29 protein-coding genes are annotated in these 15,023 nt (G+C 59.9%); 3 read left to right on the top strand and 26 right to left on the bottom strand.

Annotated elements, in window-relative coordinates:
• Positions 1-116: 116 nt before the first annotated feature.
• The 7 genes from HUI96_RS09605 to HUI96_RS09575 all read right to left on the bottom strand — a co-directional run bounded on the left by HUI96_RS09605 (position 117) and on the right by HUI96_RS09575 (position 5,807).
• Positions 117-443 carry a hypothetical protein gene (locus tag HUI96_RS09605; RefSeq protein WP_188254421.1) on the bottom strand — a complete coding sequence of 109 codons (327 nt, stop codon included), beginning with the start codon at positions 441-443 and terminating at the stop codon, positions 117-119.
• A 26-nt stretch (positions 444-469) separates the two neighbouring features.
• A complete protein-coding gene (locus HUI96_RS09600; RefSeq protein ID WP_188254420.1) occupies positions 470-661 on the bottom strand; it encodes a hypothetical protein in 192 nt (63 codons plus the stop codon).
• A gap of 4 nt (positions 662-665) precedes the next feature.
• Complete coding sequence (locus HUI96_RS09595; RefSeq protein ID WP_188254419.1) at positions 666-1,124, bottom strand: hypothetical protein; 459 nt, start codon at positions 1,122-1,124, stop codon at positions 666-668.
• Positions 1,125-1,203: 79 nt separating this feature from the next.
• Positions 1,204-1,638, bottom strand: coding sequence for a hypothetical protein (locus HUI96_RS09590; RefSeq protein WP_210320109.1), 435 nt, complete (start codon positions 1,636-1,638; stop codon positions 1,204-1,206).
• 66 nt (positions 1,639-1,704) lie between these two features.
• Positions 1,705-2,631, bottom strand: a complete 927-nt coding sequence (locus HUI96_RS09585) for a major capsid protein (protein WP_188254417.1) — start codon at positions 2,629-2,631, stop codon at positions 1,705-1,707.
• 192 nt (positions 2,632-2,823) lie between these two features.
• Complete coding sequence (locus HUI96_RS09580) at positions 2,824-3,597, bottom strand: hypothetical protein (protein ID WP_188254416.1); 774 nt, start codon at positions 3,595-3,597, stop codon at positions 2,824-2,826.
• 410 nt (positions 3,598-4,007) lie between these two features.
• Complete coding sequence (locus HUI96_RS09575; protein ID WP_188254415.1) at positions 4,008-5,807, bottom strand: DUF4055 domain-containing protein; 1,800 nt, start codon at positions 5,805-5,807, stop codon at positions 4,008-4,010.
• Positions 5,808-5,952: 145 nt separating this feature from the next.
• Here HUI96_RS09575 and HUI96_RS09570 point away from each other — a divergent pair, with 145 nt between their 5' ends.
• A complete protein-coding gene (locus tag HUI96_RS09570; protein WP_188254414.1) occupies positions 5,953-6,384 on the top strand; it encodes a hypothetical protein in 432 nt (143 codons plus the stop codon).
• Here HUI96_RS09570 and HUI96_RS09565 read toward each other — a convergent pair.
• The 18 genes from HUI96_RS09565 to HUI96_RS09485 form a co-directional block, all read right to left on the bottom strand.
• Positions 6,341-6,592: a hypothetical protein gene (locus HUI96_RS09565; RefSeq protein WP_188254413.1), complete on the bottom strand. Its 252-nt coding sequence runs from the start codon at positions 6,590-6,592 to the stop codon at positions 6,341-6,343. The genes HUI96_RS09570 and HUI96_RS09565 overlap by 44 nt on opposite strands.
• Positions 6,589-6,840, bottom strand: coding sequence for a hypothetical protein (locus HUI96_RS09560; RefSeq protein ID WP_188254412.1), 252 nt, complete (start codon positions 6,838-6,840; stop codon positions 6,589-6,591). Before HUI96_RS09560 ends, HUI96_RS09565 begins: the two co-directional genes overlap by 4 nt.
• A gap of 2 nt (positions 6,841-6,842) precedes the next feature.
• The gene (locus tag HUI96_RS09555; RefSeq protein ID WP_188254411.1) at positions 6,843-7,103 is read right to left on the bottom strand and encodes a DUF2312 domain-containing protein; all 261 of its coding nucleotides are present in this window, start codon (positions 7,101-7,103) and stop codon (positions 6,843-6,845) included.
• A gap of 212 nt (positions 7,104-7,315) precedes the next feature.
• On the bottom strand, positions 7,316-7,528 hold the full coding sequence (locus HUI96_RS09550) for a hypothetical protein (RefSeq protein WP_188254410.1): 213 nt from the start codon (positions 7,526-7,528) through the stop codon (positions 7,316-7,318).
• 118 nt (positions 7,529-7,646) lie between these two features.
• A complete protein-coding gene (locus HUI96_RS29845) occupies positions 7,647-7,772 on the bottom strand; it encodes a hypothetical protein (RefSeq protein ID WP_273033167.1) in 126 nt (41 codons plus the stop codon).
• The gene (locus HUI96_RS09545; protein WP_188254409.1) at positions 7,762-7,911 is read right to left on the bottom strand and encodes a hypothetical protein; all 150 of its coding nucleotides are present in this window, start codon (positions 7,909-7,911) and stop codon (positions 7,762-7,764) included. The genes HUI96_RS29845 and HUI96_RS09545 overlap by 11 nt, the downstream gene beginning before the upstream one ends.
• Positions 7,911-8,261, bottom strand: coding sequence for a hypothetical protein (locus HUI96_RS09540; RefSeq protein ID WP_188254408.1), 351 nt, complete (start codon positions 8,259-8,261; stop codon positions 7,911-7,913). Before HUI96_RS09540 ends, HUI96_RS09545 begins: the two co-directional genes overlap by 1 nt.
• Positions 8,258-8,680, bottom strand: coding sequence for a hypothetical protein (locus tag HUI96_RS09535; RefSeq protein WP_188254407.1), 423 nt, complete (start codon positions 8,678-8,680; stop codon positions 8,258-8,260). Before HUI96_RS09535 ends, HUI96_RS09540 begins: the two co-directional genes overlap by 4 nt.
• Positions 8,677-9,504, bottom strand: a complete 828-nt coding sequence (locus HUI96_RS09530) for a hypothetical protein (protein ID WP_188254406.1) — start codon at positions 9,502-9,504, stop codon at positions 8,677-8,679. The genes HUI96_RS09535 and HUI96_RS09530 overlap by 4 nt, the downstream gene beginning before the upstream one ends.
• A gap of 14 nt (positions 9,505-9,518) precedes the next feature.
• Positions 9,519-9,722 carry a hypothetical protein gene (locus HUI96_RS09525; RefSeq protein WP_188254405.1) on the bottom strand — a complete coding sequence of 68 codons (204 nt, stop codon included), beginning with the start codon at positions 9,720-9,722 and terminating at the stop codon, positions 9,519-9,521.
• Positions 9,723-9,812: 90 nt separating this feature from the next.
• The gene (locus tag HUI96_RS09520) at positions 9,813-10,118 is read right to left on the bottom strand and encodes a hypothetical protein (RefSeq protein ID WP_188254404.1); all 306 of its coding nucleotides are present in this window, start codon (positions 10,116-10,118) and stop codon (positions 9,813-9,815) included.
• The gene (locus HUI96_RS09515) at positions 10,115-10,375 is read right to left on the bottom strand and encodes a hypothetical protein (RefSeq protein ID WP_188254403.1); all 261 of its coding nucleotides are present in this window, start codon (positions 10,373-10,375) and stop codon (positions 10,115-10,117) included. The genes HUI96_RS09520 and HUI96_RS09515 overlap by 4 nt, the downstream gene beginning before the upstream one ends.
• On the bottom strand, positions 10,372-10,887 hold the full coding sequence (locus tag HUI96_RS09510; RefSeq protein WP_188254402.1) for a hypothetical protein: 516 nt from the start codon (positions 10,885-10,887) through the stop codon (positions 10,372-10,374). The genes HUI96_RS09515 and HUI96_RS09510 overlap by 4 nt, the downstream gene beginning before the upstream one ends.
• Positions 10,884-11,144, bottom strand: a complete 261-nt coding sequence (locus HUI96_RS09505; RefSeq protein ID WP_188254401.1) for a hypothetical protein — start codon at positions 11,142-11,144, stop codon at positions 10,884-10,886. The genes HUI96_RS09510 and HUI96_RS09505 overlap by 4 nt, the downstream gene beginning before the upstream one ends.
• 4 nt (positions 11,145-11,148) lie before the next feature.
• Positions 11,149-11,328, bottom strand: coding sequence for a hypothetical protein (locus HUI96_RS09500; protein WP_188254400.1), 180 nt, complete (start codon positions 11,326-11,328; stop codon positions 11,149-11,151).
• Entirely contained in the window at positions 11,306-11,593 is a 288-nt protein-coding gene (locus HUI96_RS09495) for a hypothetical protein (RefSeq protein WP_188254399.1), read from the bottom strand. The genes HUI96_RS09500 and HUI96_RS09495 overlap by 23 nt, the downstream gene beginning before the upstream one ends.
• Positions 11,594-11,600: 7 nt before the next feature.
• Positions 11,601-12,059 carry a hypothetical protein gene (locus HUI96_RS09490; protein WP_188254398.1) on the bottom strand — a complete coding sequence of 153 codons (459 nt, stop codon included), beginning with the start codon at positions 12,057-12,059 and terminating at the stop codon, positions 11,601-11,603.
• 191 nt (positions 12,060-12,250) lie between these two features.
• On the bottom strand, positions 12,251-13,027 hold the full coding sequence (locus HUI96_RS09485; protein WP_210320108.1) for a methyltransferase: 777 nt from the start codon (positions 13,025-13,027) through the stop codon (positions 12,251-12,253).
• Positions 13,028-13,350: 323 nt separating this feature from the next.
• Between HUI96_RS09485 and HUI96_RS09480 the strand changes: the two genes are divergently transcribed.
• Together HUI96_RS09480 and HUI96_RS09475 are read left to right on the top strand one after the other, a co-directional pair.
• Positions 13,351-13,698, top strand: a complete 348-nt coding sequence (locus HUI96_RS09480; protein WP_188254397.1) for a DUF3846 domain-containing protein — start codon at positions 13,351-13,353, stop codon at positions 13,696-13,698.
• Positions 13,695-14,039 (top strand): hypothetical protein, encoded by a 345-nt coding sequence (locus HUI96_RS09475; protein ID WP_188254396.1) that lies wholly within the window; start codon positions 13,695-13,697, stop codon positions 14,037-14,039. The genes HUI96_RS09480 and HUI96_RS09475 overlap by 4 nt, the downstream gene beginning before the upstream one ends.
• A 211-nt stretch (positions 14,040-14,250) precedes the next feature.
• Here the strand turns inward: HUI96_RS09475 and HUI96_RS09470 are convergent, their stop codons facing one another.
• On the bottom strand, positions 14,251-14,487 hold the full coding sequence (locus tag HUI96_RS09470; RefSeq protein ID WP_188254395.1) for a hypothetical protein: 237 nt from the start codon (positions 14,485-14,487) through the stop codon (positions 14,251-14,253).
• Between the last annotated feature and the right edge of the window lie 536 nt (positions 14,488-15,023).

Raw genomic sequence — 15,023 nt, 5'->3', positions numbered from 1 at the left:
GCTTCTTTTGGTTTGGTGTCGACCGCACTCGGCCTTATCACCAGCAGTACACATGACAGAAAAACTTGCAAGAAGAACTTAGAAACGGAGTGTTTCTAACTCCGACCTCGGAGGTCTCACTTGCTCGCGCGCTTGCCCTCGATCACAACCCGGAGGTCCTGAAGAGCACTCTCGACCCGGTCGAGTTTTTGGTTTGCCGCCGATACGCCGATCTCAGTCTGCTCGACTCGATACATCCAGAGCTTCGCATCCTTCCCGGCCTCCTCCATCACCATCACCCGCTCATTGAGCTTCGACAGGTCCGAGGCCATTGCGCTCTGCGCCGACAGAGTGCCATAGACGTAGCTGATGCCGGACAACATGGCTCCCAAAACGGCAATGGCGAGGCTGATGGTTTTCAGCGCCTCGCCAATGCTCGAAAAAGACCCTCGGAAGAAGGACATTTGAGGACTCCTCACGCCCTCCTACGTCACGAGGGCTCAGGGGTGAACTTCTTGCCCCTGCGGGGCGGTTCAGGTGCCTTCTCGTCCCCGACGATTACGGACTCATACACCGGCTTGGAGTTGAACCAGCCCTTGTTCAGGACCAGATCATCCGCCTTGTCCGGCGTCACTTCAAACGGTACGCCCTCGGGCGACCAAACCATCCTGTAGTGCGCCATGCACTTACTCCTCGACGGAGGTCTCTTCGGTCGTCTCGGCAGCGTCAGCGGCAGGTTCTGCGGCGCGCGCCTTCTCGATCGCCTCGACCAGTTTCGCATGACCCGTACGCCTGTCGATCTTCAGGCCGTACTTATCTTCGGCCATCTCGAAAAGCTCCTCGCGGGTCAGGTCGGCCAAATCGCTCGAACCCATCTCGGCCAGTCCAGCGACCGCAACCTGAGCGGCGGCGAACATGTCCGGGGCATTGATCTTGGCCTCTTCCTCGGGCGACAGCTTGCGCGTGTTGCCTTCGGTATTGGAGTTCTTGCGGGCCTCTTCCTGTGCCTTCTTCAGGACTTCCGGGTAGTCGTGGACCCACTCCTTGCCATAGAGGCGTACCTGTTCGGAGGCGTTGGCCCAAGAAAGATTCGGGATGATGTCGCCGGTCTCGGGATTGCGGACGGCGTATGTCGGTGCACTCATGAGGTAATCTCGCGTCGGGAGTCGGACAGGATCGATCCGGCCGGGTTACCCCGGCCGAACCGACTGATAGGTGGGTGGATTAGACGGCCTTGCCGGAGTTCGGCAGGACGTAAATCTCGGCCTTGACCGAAGGCGTGGTGCCGCCGACATCGATCTGGACGCCCCAATACTTGTGCGAAGGCGCACGGTAGGCGAGGGCGTGCTGGTCGACGAGGAGTTCGTTGGCCCAGCCGGCGACCAGCGTCTTGGTCTCGTGGACGACCGGAGCGGACATGTCCGCGCTCTCCGACGTGATGACGCTGACCGCGTAGGTCTCGTCAGCAGTCGTGGTATCCATGTCCGAGGCCTTGATCTTGATCGCCACGTCGCCGTCAGCGACCTCAGCGTTCCAGACCGCGCCGAGCGGGGTCTTCAGTTCGCCGGCCTTGATCGCAAGGTCGGCAGAGATTGCAGCAGCGTCAGCGTCACGCAGGCAGAATGCGGCGTCCGGGACGAAGCGGTTCTTGGAGTTCATGCCCATTTTCAGGTCCTCAATGGTTGTGGGTCACAGGCGGTGGGGGAGCGCCGAAGCGCTCCGTTATTAGCCGGTGAAGTCCGCGTTGGTGATGGAGGCGATGCGGGCTGCCGCACGACCGTGGAGAACCGCGAGGCCGACCAGCCACTCGACTCGCGTGCGGTAGCACGGCTTCGACTGGAGTTCGCCCAGATCACGGACTTCCATGATGCCGTTCTGGAGGCCGACGATCTTGTCCTCGCCGAGCGACACGACGTAGAGCGAGGTCGTGCTTGGCGCGGCGTCAACGCCGGTTTCGTTGAAGTCGATGATCCGCTGGCCGAGGTCGTTGACATCGGGCATGAGGATCGGCAGGTCGTTGTACTGCGTCACCTGACGGCCGAAGGAGTCGGTCGTGTAGGTGATCTCGCCGCCCTTGTTCTCGCGCGCAGCCTTGGTCAGCTTACGACGAAGCGCCTTGGACATGACGAGATGGGTCGGGCTGTCGACCGCGTCGATCGCGGCGTCGAGCACTTCCAGCGAGAGTGCGCCAGAGGCGTTCTGAGCCATCGTCGGCTGGAAAAGCTGAGCGCCGGCAATACGCTTGCGCAGGCCGTCGAACTCGCGAGGATCAGCCTCGGAGTCGCCGTTGATGAGCTTGTCGGCGAGGTAGAGCGCCTTCGCCTTGACCTTCATCGCCTCCTGCGAGGAGCGGACGCCCGAGCCACGGGTCTTGATGATGGCCGTGTCAACGTCGAGTTCACCACCGGCGATGCGAAGGATTTCGCTCTCCGGATTGATGACGCCGGTCGACTCCGTGTAGCCCTCATTGAAGCCACGGAAAGCCACGCCCGGCAGCTTGCCTTCACGGTTGTAGACGTATGCGCCGCCGCTGACGTTGATGAACGGCATAGCCGCCAGAAGGTCAGAGTTGCGCGGGAACATCTCGATGATGGCCTGACGCTTCACGTCGCCAGAAACCAGCTTGGATGCCTCCAACAGGGTAACAGCCATGGATATCTCCTCGGTTGCTGTTTGGTTCAGGACTGAGTGGTTTGAGTGCTCCGGTCAGTCCGTCTCCGGAGCGGGTTTGGCCAAAGCTCCGCTGTTGCGGTGCAGTGACCGCCCGCGCTCCACCCCGTGGTGCTCTGGGCTTGAAACCTGCGGGCGGATGTCCAGTAATTCTGGACATCCAGCCTATGAAAATTAAAGCTCGCCGTTTGCCAGACGCAGCTTGGTCATCGGGTCCATCTTGGCGATGTCGCTTGCCGACTTGCCACGGAACCCGTTACCATCGCCGCCTGATCCGCCACCGCTCGATCCCTTGAAGAAGTGCGGAGCCTCGTCGCGCAGGACGTTCACCCACTCCTTGATCGACATCGGCGTCGCGCCGTCGCCACCGTACAGGACCTCGCCGTTCCTCTTCGGCGTCAGTCCGTCATTGTCATCGACCTCGAAGACGCTGCGAGCGCGAACCTGAATGTCGGCGAGCGCAGTCGGGTGCATCCCGATGGTCTCGTCGACGGCCAGCGACGCGATGGCTCGATCCACAACACCCTGCCGGCGTCGTCCATCGGCCTGCTCGAACTTCGTCTTCCATGCGTCCTTCTCGGTAGCGTGCTGCCGAATCTGGGCTTCCAGCCCTTCGCGCATGGTCTTCGTGCGTTCCTGAATGGCCTCGTCGAGGCCCTTGTTCTCAACCAACTGGCCATCCTTGACGCGCTGGGCAATGCCGCGCAGGTCGCCGATGTCCTTGGCCGCAGCCTCGAAGTCATCGTTGCCGATGATGTCCTTGGCCTTACCGAGAAGGGCTGCGAGGTCGTCGCGCTCCTTCACGACCTTGATGTTGTTGTCGCGGAACTCCTTGAGCTTCGTCGCTTCGACAACGTTGATCTTCACACGACCATCTTCGGTGGTCGTTGCACCCTCTCGCAGTTCCTCCGGAAGTGCGTCGAGCGTATCAAAAAACAGTTCAGGCATAGATCACCGATCTCGCTTTCATTGGGTTGTGTCGGGAAAAGATCGCGAGGACACCGTCCTCCGATGATTTCGAATGTTACAATTTTCTCGACGTATTCGTCAAGTTTTTCTTGACAACGGCTCAAAAATCGTCATGGATGATCGGTTTTCTGCGCTTTGCCCCGGTCGGGAGGACATCGAATGCGCCGCGATCGTCGCGAAGTTCCTGTTCATCGTCCAGTATGTCGTCGAATAGTGGATCACAATCATCCGGATCAATGATCAGTGGGTTCCGTGGGAGTCTGTTATTCCGACTCATCGAGTCTTCTTGTCCTTGTTCCAGATGCTTTCGATCCACGCAGAAAGACTGCCGAACAGGTCAGAGACCGCGATGTAGGCGACGAAGGCCGCTACTATGATCTGGCGGCGCATCATCCGGCCGGCTTCTTTGGTGCTGCGGGACGTTGTGCTGCCTGCTGGGCCTTCGCCTTGGCGTTCTCCTTGGCGATCTCGACCTGCTGGTCGGCCTGCTGCTGCGAGATCGCAAGCTGCTCCCACGCGATCTCGTTCTTCTCGGCGTCCAAGTCCTCGTAGGTCTTGGTCGACCGAGCGTCCTCCTCCATCTGGGCGATGCTGGCCTCGACCTGCTTCTCGGTGAGGCGCATCTGGCGGTTCGTCTGATTCTTGGCGACGCGATCCTTGGCGGTCGCGAAACCCTTCATCTTGGCGATCACGTCCGGCTGGTTCTTGAACTCGGACTCGTCGTCGAGGAGCGCCTTGAACTGGTCGACCTCCATCCAGTCTGGCACAACCTCGGCCTTCTGGAGATAGTGATGAAGGACGGTGACCGGAACGACGCCGTCGACATACATGGCGTACACAGCACGAAGTTCGCGCGCGCCAAGCTGGTCGGTCAGGAACTCGGTGTTCAGTTCAACTTCGATGTCGTCGATCTTGTCCTGACCGGACCAGTGCGCCCAGAGCTTCAGGAGATCGCTCATGCCTTCGTTGACGCAGAACACGATGTTGAGGAGGATCGAGCGCTCGTTGCCTTCCTTGAGGCGCAGGCTGTTGTCACTCTCGGAGACGGCACGGGTCTTGCCCGACATAAGGCGACCACCGAGTGCGGAAATCTGGTCTTCCTTCTGCTCACAGGCGGCAATCAGGCCGTTGAGGCCGTGGCCGTTCATTTCGAGCAGGCCGGGCTTCTCGCCGGGCGCGCACTCCCACACGGTGCCGGACCCGACGCGGTAGGTGCGCTCGGACTGGCCGGCCGGCACCTGCGCATACCAGACAGGCATCGCCGTGTAGTGCCGGGAATGCTCAAGCTGGGCGTACGAACGGTAGTGGGAAACGTTCAGGGCGGCGATATCGGAAAGCGGGCTGCGATCGACCTCGCAGGTGTTTTCGAGTGCGCCAAAGAATCGGAACGGAATGCGATTGAAGGGTGCGCCGTTGCGGGTCGGCGTGATCTTTTCGGGAAGTACCGTGTTGAGATCGGTGTGGATGTTGTCGACCTCATAGACGTACTGACTGTACACCCAGTTGCCGCGCTCCTCGGACCATTCGAGGGTCAGCCGGCGCACGATGGTCTGGGCCTCGCGCGCCTTGCCGAACTCACGCGGCTTCTCGGCCATCTCGCGCAGCACGACCTCGGTCGGCACGAGCTTGCCGTCGATCTTGGTGATCACCCAGTCAAGGATGTCCTCGGCCTTGTAGCCGGTGAAGTACGGGAAGGCGGTCACGCCGGCCACGCCCGGCTTCTGATCCATGTCGACGAGGACGCCGTAGCGGCCCATCGAGATCAGTTCGCGGCAGACCTTCTTGAGGAAGGAATCGAAGGTGAGATTGTCGCGCGACGGAATCTTGAAGCCGGCCTCGCGCTTCTTGTCGAGGCCGCTAACCTTGGCGCGGCGCTGGAAAACGATGCCGGTGAGGGCGGAGACCGTGCGGCCGGTCATGTTGAAGAAGACGGCGCGCTCCAGATAGTCGAGATATTCCTTGTTGGTCATCTCGTCGAGCGGCGGGAGGTAGAGGTCCTGCTTGTCCTTGACCTCCTGCTCGCCGAGGCAGCAGTCGCGAATCATCTGCCACGTCTCGGCCCAGTAGTGGACCTCCGGGTGAGCCCACACCGGATAGGTAACGAGCGTGGTCGGGTTGCGGTGCGTCCGCAGCCGGCTCAGCGTGCCGGCTTCGAGGCCGGGATCATTGTCTAGTGGGTGCGCACTCATAAAACCGCGACGCTGTCAAGGAAATTTGTGGCATTGTAAAGATATTCTTGACAGAAAGTCCACCGATTTCGAAAAACGGCTCAAAAGAGAATGTTGACGACGGCGAGTCTTTCTCTACATTCCCTCCCGTACAGGAGGAATGCACATGCAGGTTCAGGTCGTCAGGAAGCCGAACAGGCTCTCCGGGAGGAAGTTGGAGACGGAGGTCTTCGAGAGGGAAGACCCTCCGTCGCGAGACGCCGGAGTTAAGGCCCGATTTCTCATCGATCGCCATGGAACGCCAGAAGCCGCTCTCGGGTTTATCCAAGAGCGGCTTCTTTTTCATGTCGAGGGGACTGAGACCTACGTCTACTGGAAGGCGGTCGCGGCCGTGGTCAAGCGGATCAAGACTGGCAAGAAGGACGGCGATCACAGGCGCGGGCGCGGCGAACTCAAGGTCGATCCGAAGTCGACCTACTTCCGCATTCCGAAGTTCGTCAAGGAAGGATTAGGTCCGATCATTCCCGAGCCGGTCGAGCGACCGAAGATCACACTCAAAACCCGCTCCCAATCCACAGTTCTCCGTCCATATTCATGATGACGCCCGGCGCGACCTCGATGCCCGGTTTACCGGTCATCGTCATGCCGATACCAAGCCTCGGTGGCTGAACTCCCTGCCAATCATCAGCCACCCGGTCGGGAGGGGAATACTGCCTCCCCTCCCGATCACCAACAGCAGCGATCGCGCCCATCAGTGAGATGATGATGGCGATCACGACAAAGGCTGTAACGTCGACGTGCTTCATTCTTCTTCCGACGTAATCGTGACGCCAAGCGCGGCAAGCTGGGTGTCGATGTCGGAGATCACGCCGTCGAGGTAGCCGATAAGCGCCTGCTTAATCATCTCCCGATGCTCCACCGCCATCCGGTCGATCACGCATTGACCGTAGATCGTGGTGTCGAACCCGCCAGCCTCGACATGAGTCCACTGCTCCAGAAGGCGATGACGCTCCTTGAATAGCGATTCTACTTTGTGAGCGTCATCCCACTTCATGGCTATTCCATCCCGATCGCGGACATGTAGAGGTCGAGGATCGCTTCCTCTTCCTGCCTCTCGGCCGAGTCCTTCTTGCGCATACGAATCAAGGTGCGCAGGGCCTTGACATCAAATCCGGTCCCACGTGCCTCGCCGTACACGTCCTTGATGTCGTCGGCGATCGTCTGCTTCTCTTCCTCCAGCCGCTCGATGCGCTCGATCAGGGCGCGCAACTGGCCAGCGGCCACGGTCTGGGAGTTCTCGGTGTTTTCGTCGCTCATGTTTGCTCTTCCTTGTCCAGTGAAAATCAGACCGGTTCTGGCGAGGTCCTAGCCAGATGAAGCGCGCCGGCCGCGCGCCGAGGGCTCATCACCCTTGCTCCCCTTCAACTCGTGGCTTCATCAATCCACCACGAGGTTCCAAGGATCGCCGTTTTGGTGCCTGCTTTGGGTTTCGGCTCCCCTGCGTCCGTAGAGCACCTTCGGACCTGTGATTACGGGCTGCCGGACACCATCAGATAGATGCAGTAGAGCAGCCAGACCGTGAGGGTGATGACGACGGCCAATCCGCCGCAGATCAGGCCGACGATGTCTCCGCCGTACCCTCTCATGTTCTCTCCAGCGGTCGCCACGAAGAACCAAATCCAGACCGCCACCGAGGCAGCCAGCGGCAGCAGCCACCAGTCGATAGAAAGTGTGAACGTCATCGGATTGTCCCCTTGATCATCCACCACTGCGGTGGGTCATCCTTGGCTGGTTTCGAGAACCAAAGCCGGCGCACCCACACGGCCCAAGCGACGGCCGCGAGGAAGACTGCCCAATGCGTCAGGTCCATTTGATATTCACCCGTCGCATCTGCTCGCGAAGCGCCACGGCTCCGCAGACGCCGATCGCCGATAGGCTGATCACCACGACGGCCGCTTCGAGGAGGGTCAGGACATCAATGTGCATCGAGTTTGTCCAGATTTTCTTCACACTCCTCGCAAAAAGGAGATTCGCAATCGAGCGGCAGGGGATCGCCGCAACATCCGCAGATGTCGGGCGGAGCCATCGGCAGCGCGTCTTCGTCGAGGTCTACTTCGTCGTACATCATTGCACTCTTGGATGCTGAGGATGGGCCGAGGCCCATTGCGGAGCCGCAAATCTGCTGAGATCGAGTGTGGTAAGGTGCTCGACCATGGCGTCGCGGTAGCGGTTGAATGTGATCGCACCCCAATCATGTCGGCGCTCCTCGAAGCATTCCTCGACGCAGTCGCGGATGGCGTCACGACCTTTCGCAATCGTCTGGAGCGTCAGGGCGAATCCGTTGGACGCGGTGATTACTTCGTCGACCGGACCCTCTGCGATGTCGTCCGTGAGGTTGATCCGGAAGGGTACGACGACAACGCCGTTCTCAACCTTCGGTGGACCGAATACGATGTTGACGAAGGACGTGGTCACACTGGCCTCCTGATCGGCTCGTAGTCTCGCGGCCGAGTCGTGCGGACCTGTTTCTTGGTCCCGTCGCAGTTCCAGCAGAAGACTAATGGGTTGTAATGGTCGACGCCGGTCCCGCCGCAGTACCGGCAGGCGAAGTCGTCGACGAAGTTGAAGTTGAAGGCCTTGAACCAGTGGTCGCCCTTGCTCAGAAACGAGCGGCCGACAAGCTGCTTGACCTCGTCGCTATCCCAGTAGACGATGACTTGTCCGTCGAAGTTGCACTGCGGGGTCTTCACGATCTCGGCCCGGTACTTTCCTTCGTAGTGCTTGAGGAAAGTGTGGGTTGAGTGCAGAGCCGACATCAGCGCCGCTTCGTCGAAGGGCTCCATGCCGGCGCTGTGCGAGCGCCAGCCATAGTGATGGTGGGTGCAGAGCTTCACGAAGTCATCTCGCGAATCTCAGCCTCGGTGTAGGGCTCGCCCTTGGCGTTCGGATCGAACGGCAGCGTCTCGCGACGCTCCATCTCGCGGCGCTGGGCCTCGGCAATATGTTGCTTGGCCTTCTCTTCCAGTTCGCGCCGTACTGTCTCGAACGCCGACTGCGCCGCCTCGGGCACGCGGACCTGCTCCTTCAACCCGCCGTCGATCGGATAGGGCTGGGTGGAGTCGGCAACCGAGGAGAAGGTCCACCTCACCAGTTCATGGATCGAGCCCGCGCTGATGTGGGAGAACGAGTTGTCGCGCTCCCACGGCGTGATCGAAGCCGTGACGCGGCCGACAAAATACGTCCGTAGGGTGTATTTGATGACCGCCTGCTCGGCCTTGTTCCTCTCGGCCTCAAGGATTTCCGCAAAACGCTCGCGCAGCGGCAGGAGATCGTCCCAACCATCGTTGCTGGGAATGTGTGGCATCCGCTTGTCGCTGCGCAGTCGAAAAATCATGACGCTGACGATCTCAGCAGCCGTTGGCTTCGAGACAACGGCCGGCTCTTTAGGCGTTCGCAGCGGCGGCGACACGGGTCCACCAGAAGCAAGCTTCGACCAGTCAGGTGCCGGGTGCGGGATCATGCCGGTCTTGCGCAGGGCGGCAAGCTCCGCCTCGATCTCGGCCCGAAGCTGGCCGTCATCGGGGAGGGCAATCTTCGACCTCTCCAGCAACTCGGCAGATCGCCGCAGCATGACGCGGGTGTTCTCCATGAACATGGTCGTGCGGGTGAGGTGGTTGATGTGCTCCAGATAGGCTGGAGCCATTGGCTCTTTGCTCATAGGGTCCTCGGAAATCAGAGTGGGCTCGGGCCACCCGGCGTCCACCAGTCGTCATCACCACCGGCCCGCTTGAGCAGGGCGAAGATCGCGACCGCCAAGAGCAGGAGGAACAGCAGGACGCCGGTCACCGTCGAGCTTGGCGTGGCGAATACGAAGAAGGCGACGATGGCTGCGGCGAGTGCGAGGCCGTACTGGTGTCTGGTCAGGAAAGCGAACATTTCACCCTCACAATTTGCCTGACGGTAAGAAAGCCTTAACTGCCTGTCAAGCGTTTCTGGACTCACGGCGCAAAAAGTTAGGAACGCCCGTCAGCCGGCGCGGCGCTGCTGTGTGACGACGGACACGAGAGACTTGCCGGTCCAATCGGTGGTGACGGAGACGGTCTGCCAGCCTGCGGCGGAATCCTTGGTCAGGGCCTCGGCAAGAAGATCGAGAGGCAGCCTGCGCATCTCGACCCGGAACTCATACTTGACCGGCTGCTCCGGTCTCTTCTTGTCGAACATGTCGCGCAACGGCTGGTAAAGAAATTTTAGACGCCGAAGGCCCTCTTCGGCGTCTTCAACGCTCTCACCAAACCAGCCGTCGAGGACGCGGTCAACTGGATGAGTGCTCACGACAGTTTTCTCCAGCGACTGTTGCCATAAAGTGTCAGAAAATCTTGACGCGTCATCAAAAACTCTTCGCGGCGCACGATGCTGAAGCGCTTCAAGTGGACTCGACGCACGTGGACGAAGTCGGTGAACATCGAGTAGTCACGTGCGAAGATACCGACACACTCCTCGACGTTGTGGAGCGTCGGATAGTCGGGTAGAGCGAGCTTGAAGCTAATGCGCTCTACGACTTCCTTCAGCAGTGTTTTAAGTCTACTCACAGCGGCCTCGGGTTGGCGTCCCAGCGCACGCGGTCAAGGTCACGCTCGACCTGCTCCGTCAGGTGATTGCATTTATTGATCAGGCGATCACGGTCTTCGGTCAGTTCCTTCAAGCGCTGATGTAGTTGGGCGACCTCGGTCTGAAGCTGAGTGATAAGAAGAGCATCATTCTTCATCAGGTCGGGGATCATCGGCGCGACGATCTGAGTGATCTTGTCCGCAAGCGACGGATCGGACTGCAACTGCTGAAGCGCCTTGCCGAGGTCTACGGTGATCTGTTCGGTCTTCATGGGAGGATTCCTATGGTTGTCGCAGGTGACGTTCGGCGCGAGTTCGACGCCGGTCGCCATGAAATCTCGCATACCCTTATGCGGGGTGTGGTGCTCGTCATCGACTTGAGCGAGGACGCGCCAGCCACCTACCGCATTCCAGCATTGCCGGACGGTCGCCAGTTTTCCGTCGCAAAGGAATTTCACGCGGTCGCCTTTGGCGTATGGAGCGGCGTCACTCACGGCGTCAGTCCGCGCTTGGCCAGCCAGTCGTCCAGCTTCTCAAGCTGGTTCTTGGCCTCGGAGATGTCGGCGGCGAAGGTCTCGAAATACTCGGCGCGGCCGATGTCGTCCTTGATCTCGCCCATGACGCGATCTTGCGTGGCGATGTAGTTGAGCGCCTGCCCGCGCATGATGCGGACGGTTCGTGCGTCGGGGAAGTCGTCGAGGCTGCCGTAGCAGACGTTGACGATTTTCAACCATTCTCGAACGCTCTGCATGGGCTCAGCTTTCGAGAAAGAAGCCGGACGCCTTCTCGCCGGGCTTGGGCTCGTAGCCGAAGTCAGTGACCGGAGCGATCCGACGCGGCGGGCGATCGTCGGAAATGTATCCGCCGACGATCTCCAGATCACCGTGGCGCTTGATCTCTTCCTCCAAGAGCTTAATCAGCTTGGACGCTTTCACCTTTTCCTCCCTTGGTGATCTCTGCACTCATCCGATTCAGCGCGGCATCCGCCGCCTCCTTCATGGCCTCTTCCATCATCTGGTTGACCATCATGTTGGCGATCTTCAACGCCGGTCTGAACTCATCCAGCACGTCGGCGATGCGCTTCAGGCTGATCGCGGCCGACACGGAGCCAGCAGCCTGCACGACGGCAGGGTCGAGATTCTGGCCCATTTTGAGGACCAGATCGTTTTCCAGTTCAGTGTCCTTGGTGACGACGATCATGGATACCTCACAGGGCCTTGATGGCTTCGAAGATGAAGGCGTTCTGCACGGCCCGATCAGTGAACCCGATCTTTTCGAGCACTTGATACAGATCGTACTCCCAGCCGGAATTGCCGAACGGACGCTTACCACTGAAACCCTCGCCCTCAGCCCACAAGGCTTTGAGCAGAGCTTTCAGGTAGTCCCTGATCGTCTCGGCGTCGGCGTCGTTGCCGGGCATTTTTAGATTGAGGACCTTGGCACCGGTCAACTGGGCGGCGTCTGGGTTGAGTGCAGACGGCTCGGCCGGCTGGTCCTTGACATAGACCTGAGGATCGAGGCCGTCGCCCCACGCCACATTCTCGACCATCTTCATGGTCTCATTGAGCGCTACCAGATCGCCGACACGTGGTACGGCGGGCAGGTTCATGCCCGTGAAATTGGCGACGCCTTTTTCGGGGAAGCGCTCTACGATGATTACGAGCATGGGGACCTCAGCGATAGAAAACGGTGACGCGCGGGGAAGCGTTCGGCTCCCACACGACCTCGGTGACCGTCCTCAAGTGTGAATCCTCTACGAGCTTGAGACGTTCGCCCACGCGTGGGACAGTCGGTAGCTGGACCGTCTCCTCCCACAAGGTCAGCGTGCTTTTGAGCTTGACGAAGATCACGGGGACCTCAGACGTTGAAGGACACGACGCAGGTGTTCACGGAGGTGCCGCTTTCCTTGAAGGAGTCCTCCGGCAGGCGCTCGATCGTTCCGTCACACGCTTCGACGAAGGCCCGGAAATCGGTCGTGAGTTTATTGTCGCGGAACAGGACGCTAGCGGACATGACCGCGACCAGTCTCCCGCCGTCTTTCAGGAAATTGGCGGCATGTATGACGTGTCGAATGTCGTCCTGCCGAGCGAACGGCGGGTTCATGACGACCCGGTCGAACCGCTCCGCGTATTCAAAATATGGGTCCTGCTGGAGGGCGTCGACAAGTACGGGACAGGCGGTCTCGCTCCAGATGTCGAGCGACTTCAGCTTGTCGAAACGATTGGGATCGATCTCCCATGCCGTGACGATTCCACCCTCGTGGTGGGCGGCGAGAGCCAGATTGCCGACGCCGGCCGATGGCTCCAGAACCAGCATGCCCGGCCGGATATCGGCAAGCTCGATCACACGGCGCACGACATCGGGCGGGCTGTCGAACTGGCCGAACTCCTGCTTGGTGCGGGTGTACTCGCCAGTCAGAATGATCGGCTCGATGGCCTCGGCCGCGTCACCGTCGAAGAGATGCGCCTTGGCCTTCCTGTTCCACTTCCCGCCAGCGGCATCGAGCACCTTGTTGGTCTGCTCGTAGAGCTTGCGGTCAAGCTGGCCGGTCAGCGCCAGTGCATTGCCAGTGATCTCCGCTGCACTCAACACGCGCAGCACATCTTCCGAAATCCTGATTGCCCCTACAGCCATTGTCCCCAGTCAGCCTCATGTTGTGGAGCCCTCTAGTTGTCAGGCCCTCAAGTCTTCAAAACTTCACGACTTCAAGTCGTCAAAACTTCATGGCGGTAGTCTTCAAGGGAGCGGGTTGAGTGCAGACGCGGAGTACAAGGAACTGAACTCCTCCGCGCCTGCCCTCTGTCGCTGGCCCTATAAGGAGATTTGGTCGCCAGTGATCAAAGCGGTAAAGAAACGCTGTCATGGTGTCAAGCAAAAGTTGCAAACACCAGTGCGAAAATTTCTGTTGCAATTCGTGCAAGATGCAATATCACTGGAGCCTCAACCGAGGACCAGACATGGCAAAACTGACAACGCTGACTGTGAAGACCACTGGCGAGGTCGAAACTCGCGATTGGGTCGACCGGACGCCTGACCTGAAGTTTATGCAAACCGCCGTGGGCGGCTACATCGAGGTCGTTCCGCTTCTCGATCTGGTCGAGCACGACGGCACGATCCACAAGTGCGTGGCATTTTGCGACGAGGACGGAAAGCGGAAGCAGAAGGACCTAAACCGCGAGGCGACCCTGCGCTGGTATCGCGGCCTTGAGGGGAAGGGGTTCAATCCGAGAAGGCAACATCTGGACGTGCTTGTCGGTGATGTCCTGTTCATCTGGGGCGACAAGAGCCTGATGGATCAGCTATGAGCAAGCGCGTCGAATCCTTCCTCTCGCCAGCCGATCTGGAGGCAAAGGGCGAGTTCCTGTTCGGTCCGCAATGGCGCGGACCGATGTCGGACCTGCTAGGCTGCGACCTGTCGCTGATCTACCGCTACATGACGGTGAAGGTCCCAGTGCCCAAAACCTTCGCGCTGGCGCTGGAGGCACTTTGCGGTCTGAAGCGGGCAGGGGAACCTCTGCCCGATGTCGCGCCGGCTGAAGGTGAACTCACGCCGATCGCGAGGCCCTACAAGCCGGCGAAGCCGAAGAGGTCACCACAGGAGCTTGCCGAGCGCATCAAGGTGCGTAGGGCTGCCAATAAAGCCTAGCCCCTGCAAGGGTCCCCGGCCCTTGGGTCCCCGGAGCTAAAGTCCGCCTCCGACTTTAGTTACCCACTACATACACAGTAGGGGCCGGTAGGCCACCCCACCCCGGCCACGGCCTTGGGTCCCCTCCGTCGACGTTGACTAAAATTTTCCGAAACATTCAAGCAAAAAGGCCGAAAGCTTTCGCTTTCGGCCTTTGTAGTGTGGACCGCGCTTAGCGCGCGGTCCGTAGGCTATCCCTATGCATTGCGATTGCTTGCACAATCATGCCGGGCAATTCACCATGACATGCATTGTTATGACGGGTCCAGAAGGTATTGCGGCCATTGTCCTGCTGACGCTCTACTTTGGTTAGTTTGGGGAAAGCGCCGAAGTTGCTACGAACGAAGGTCAGGCGATAGGGGCGATAGTCCTCGGACTCTGCGGTGACGGTGAAAACTTGGCTGGCCATGTCTTGAACTCCTCAGTTGCGTTGACAAGAGTGTTATTGCATGGCGCATGATTTGGCACAAGTCCTTTTGTAAACCAATACTGGACATGGTTAACAAGAGGTTAACGCGTGCAGGCGCGCCTCTGGACGGCAGGACGGCCGATCGCGTGCAGGCGCGCCTCTGGACGGCAGGACGGCCGATCGCGTGCAGGCGCGCCTCTGGACGGCAGGACGGCCGATCGCGTGCAGGCGCGCCTCTGGACGGCAGGACGGCCGATCGCGTGCAGGCGCGCCTCTGGACGGCAGGACGGCCGATCGCGTGCAGGCGCGCCTCTGGACGGCAGGACGGCCGATCGCGTGCAGTAAAAGAAAAAGGCCGCTTTCGCGGCCTTTCTTTTAGAGTGTTTCGCGACCAGTTCGAACACGGCCGCACAAGTTTTGAAATTCCGTCCAATGTCGCATTGCGTAAACGGCCGCATCGAGTCGCTGATTCTCCTCAGGAGTGTTAAGGCGCGGCAGCATGCGGAGAGCATAAACCATGGGGCGGAGATCGCCAT

The organism is Pseudaminobacter soli (ex Zhang et al. 2022) (assembly GCF_014595955.1).
In the GTDB taxonomy this organism is placed as follows: Bacteria; Pseudomonadota; Alphaproteobacteria; order Rhizobiales; family Rhizobiaceae; genus Kumtagia; species Kumtagia pseudosoli.
This window is presented reverse-complemented; position numbering and strand designations above follow the sequence as displayed.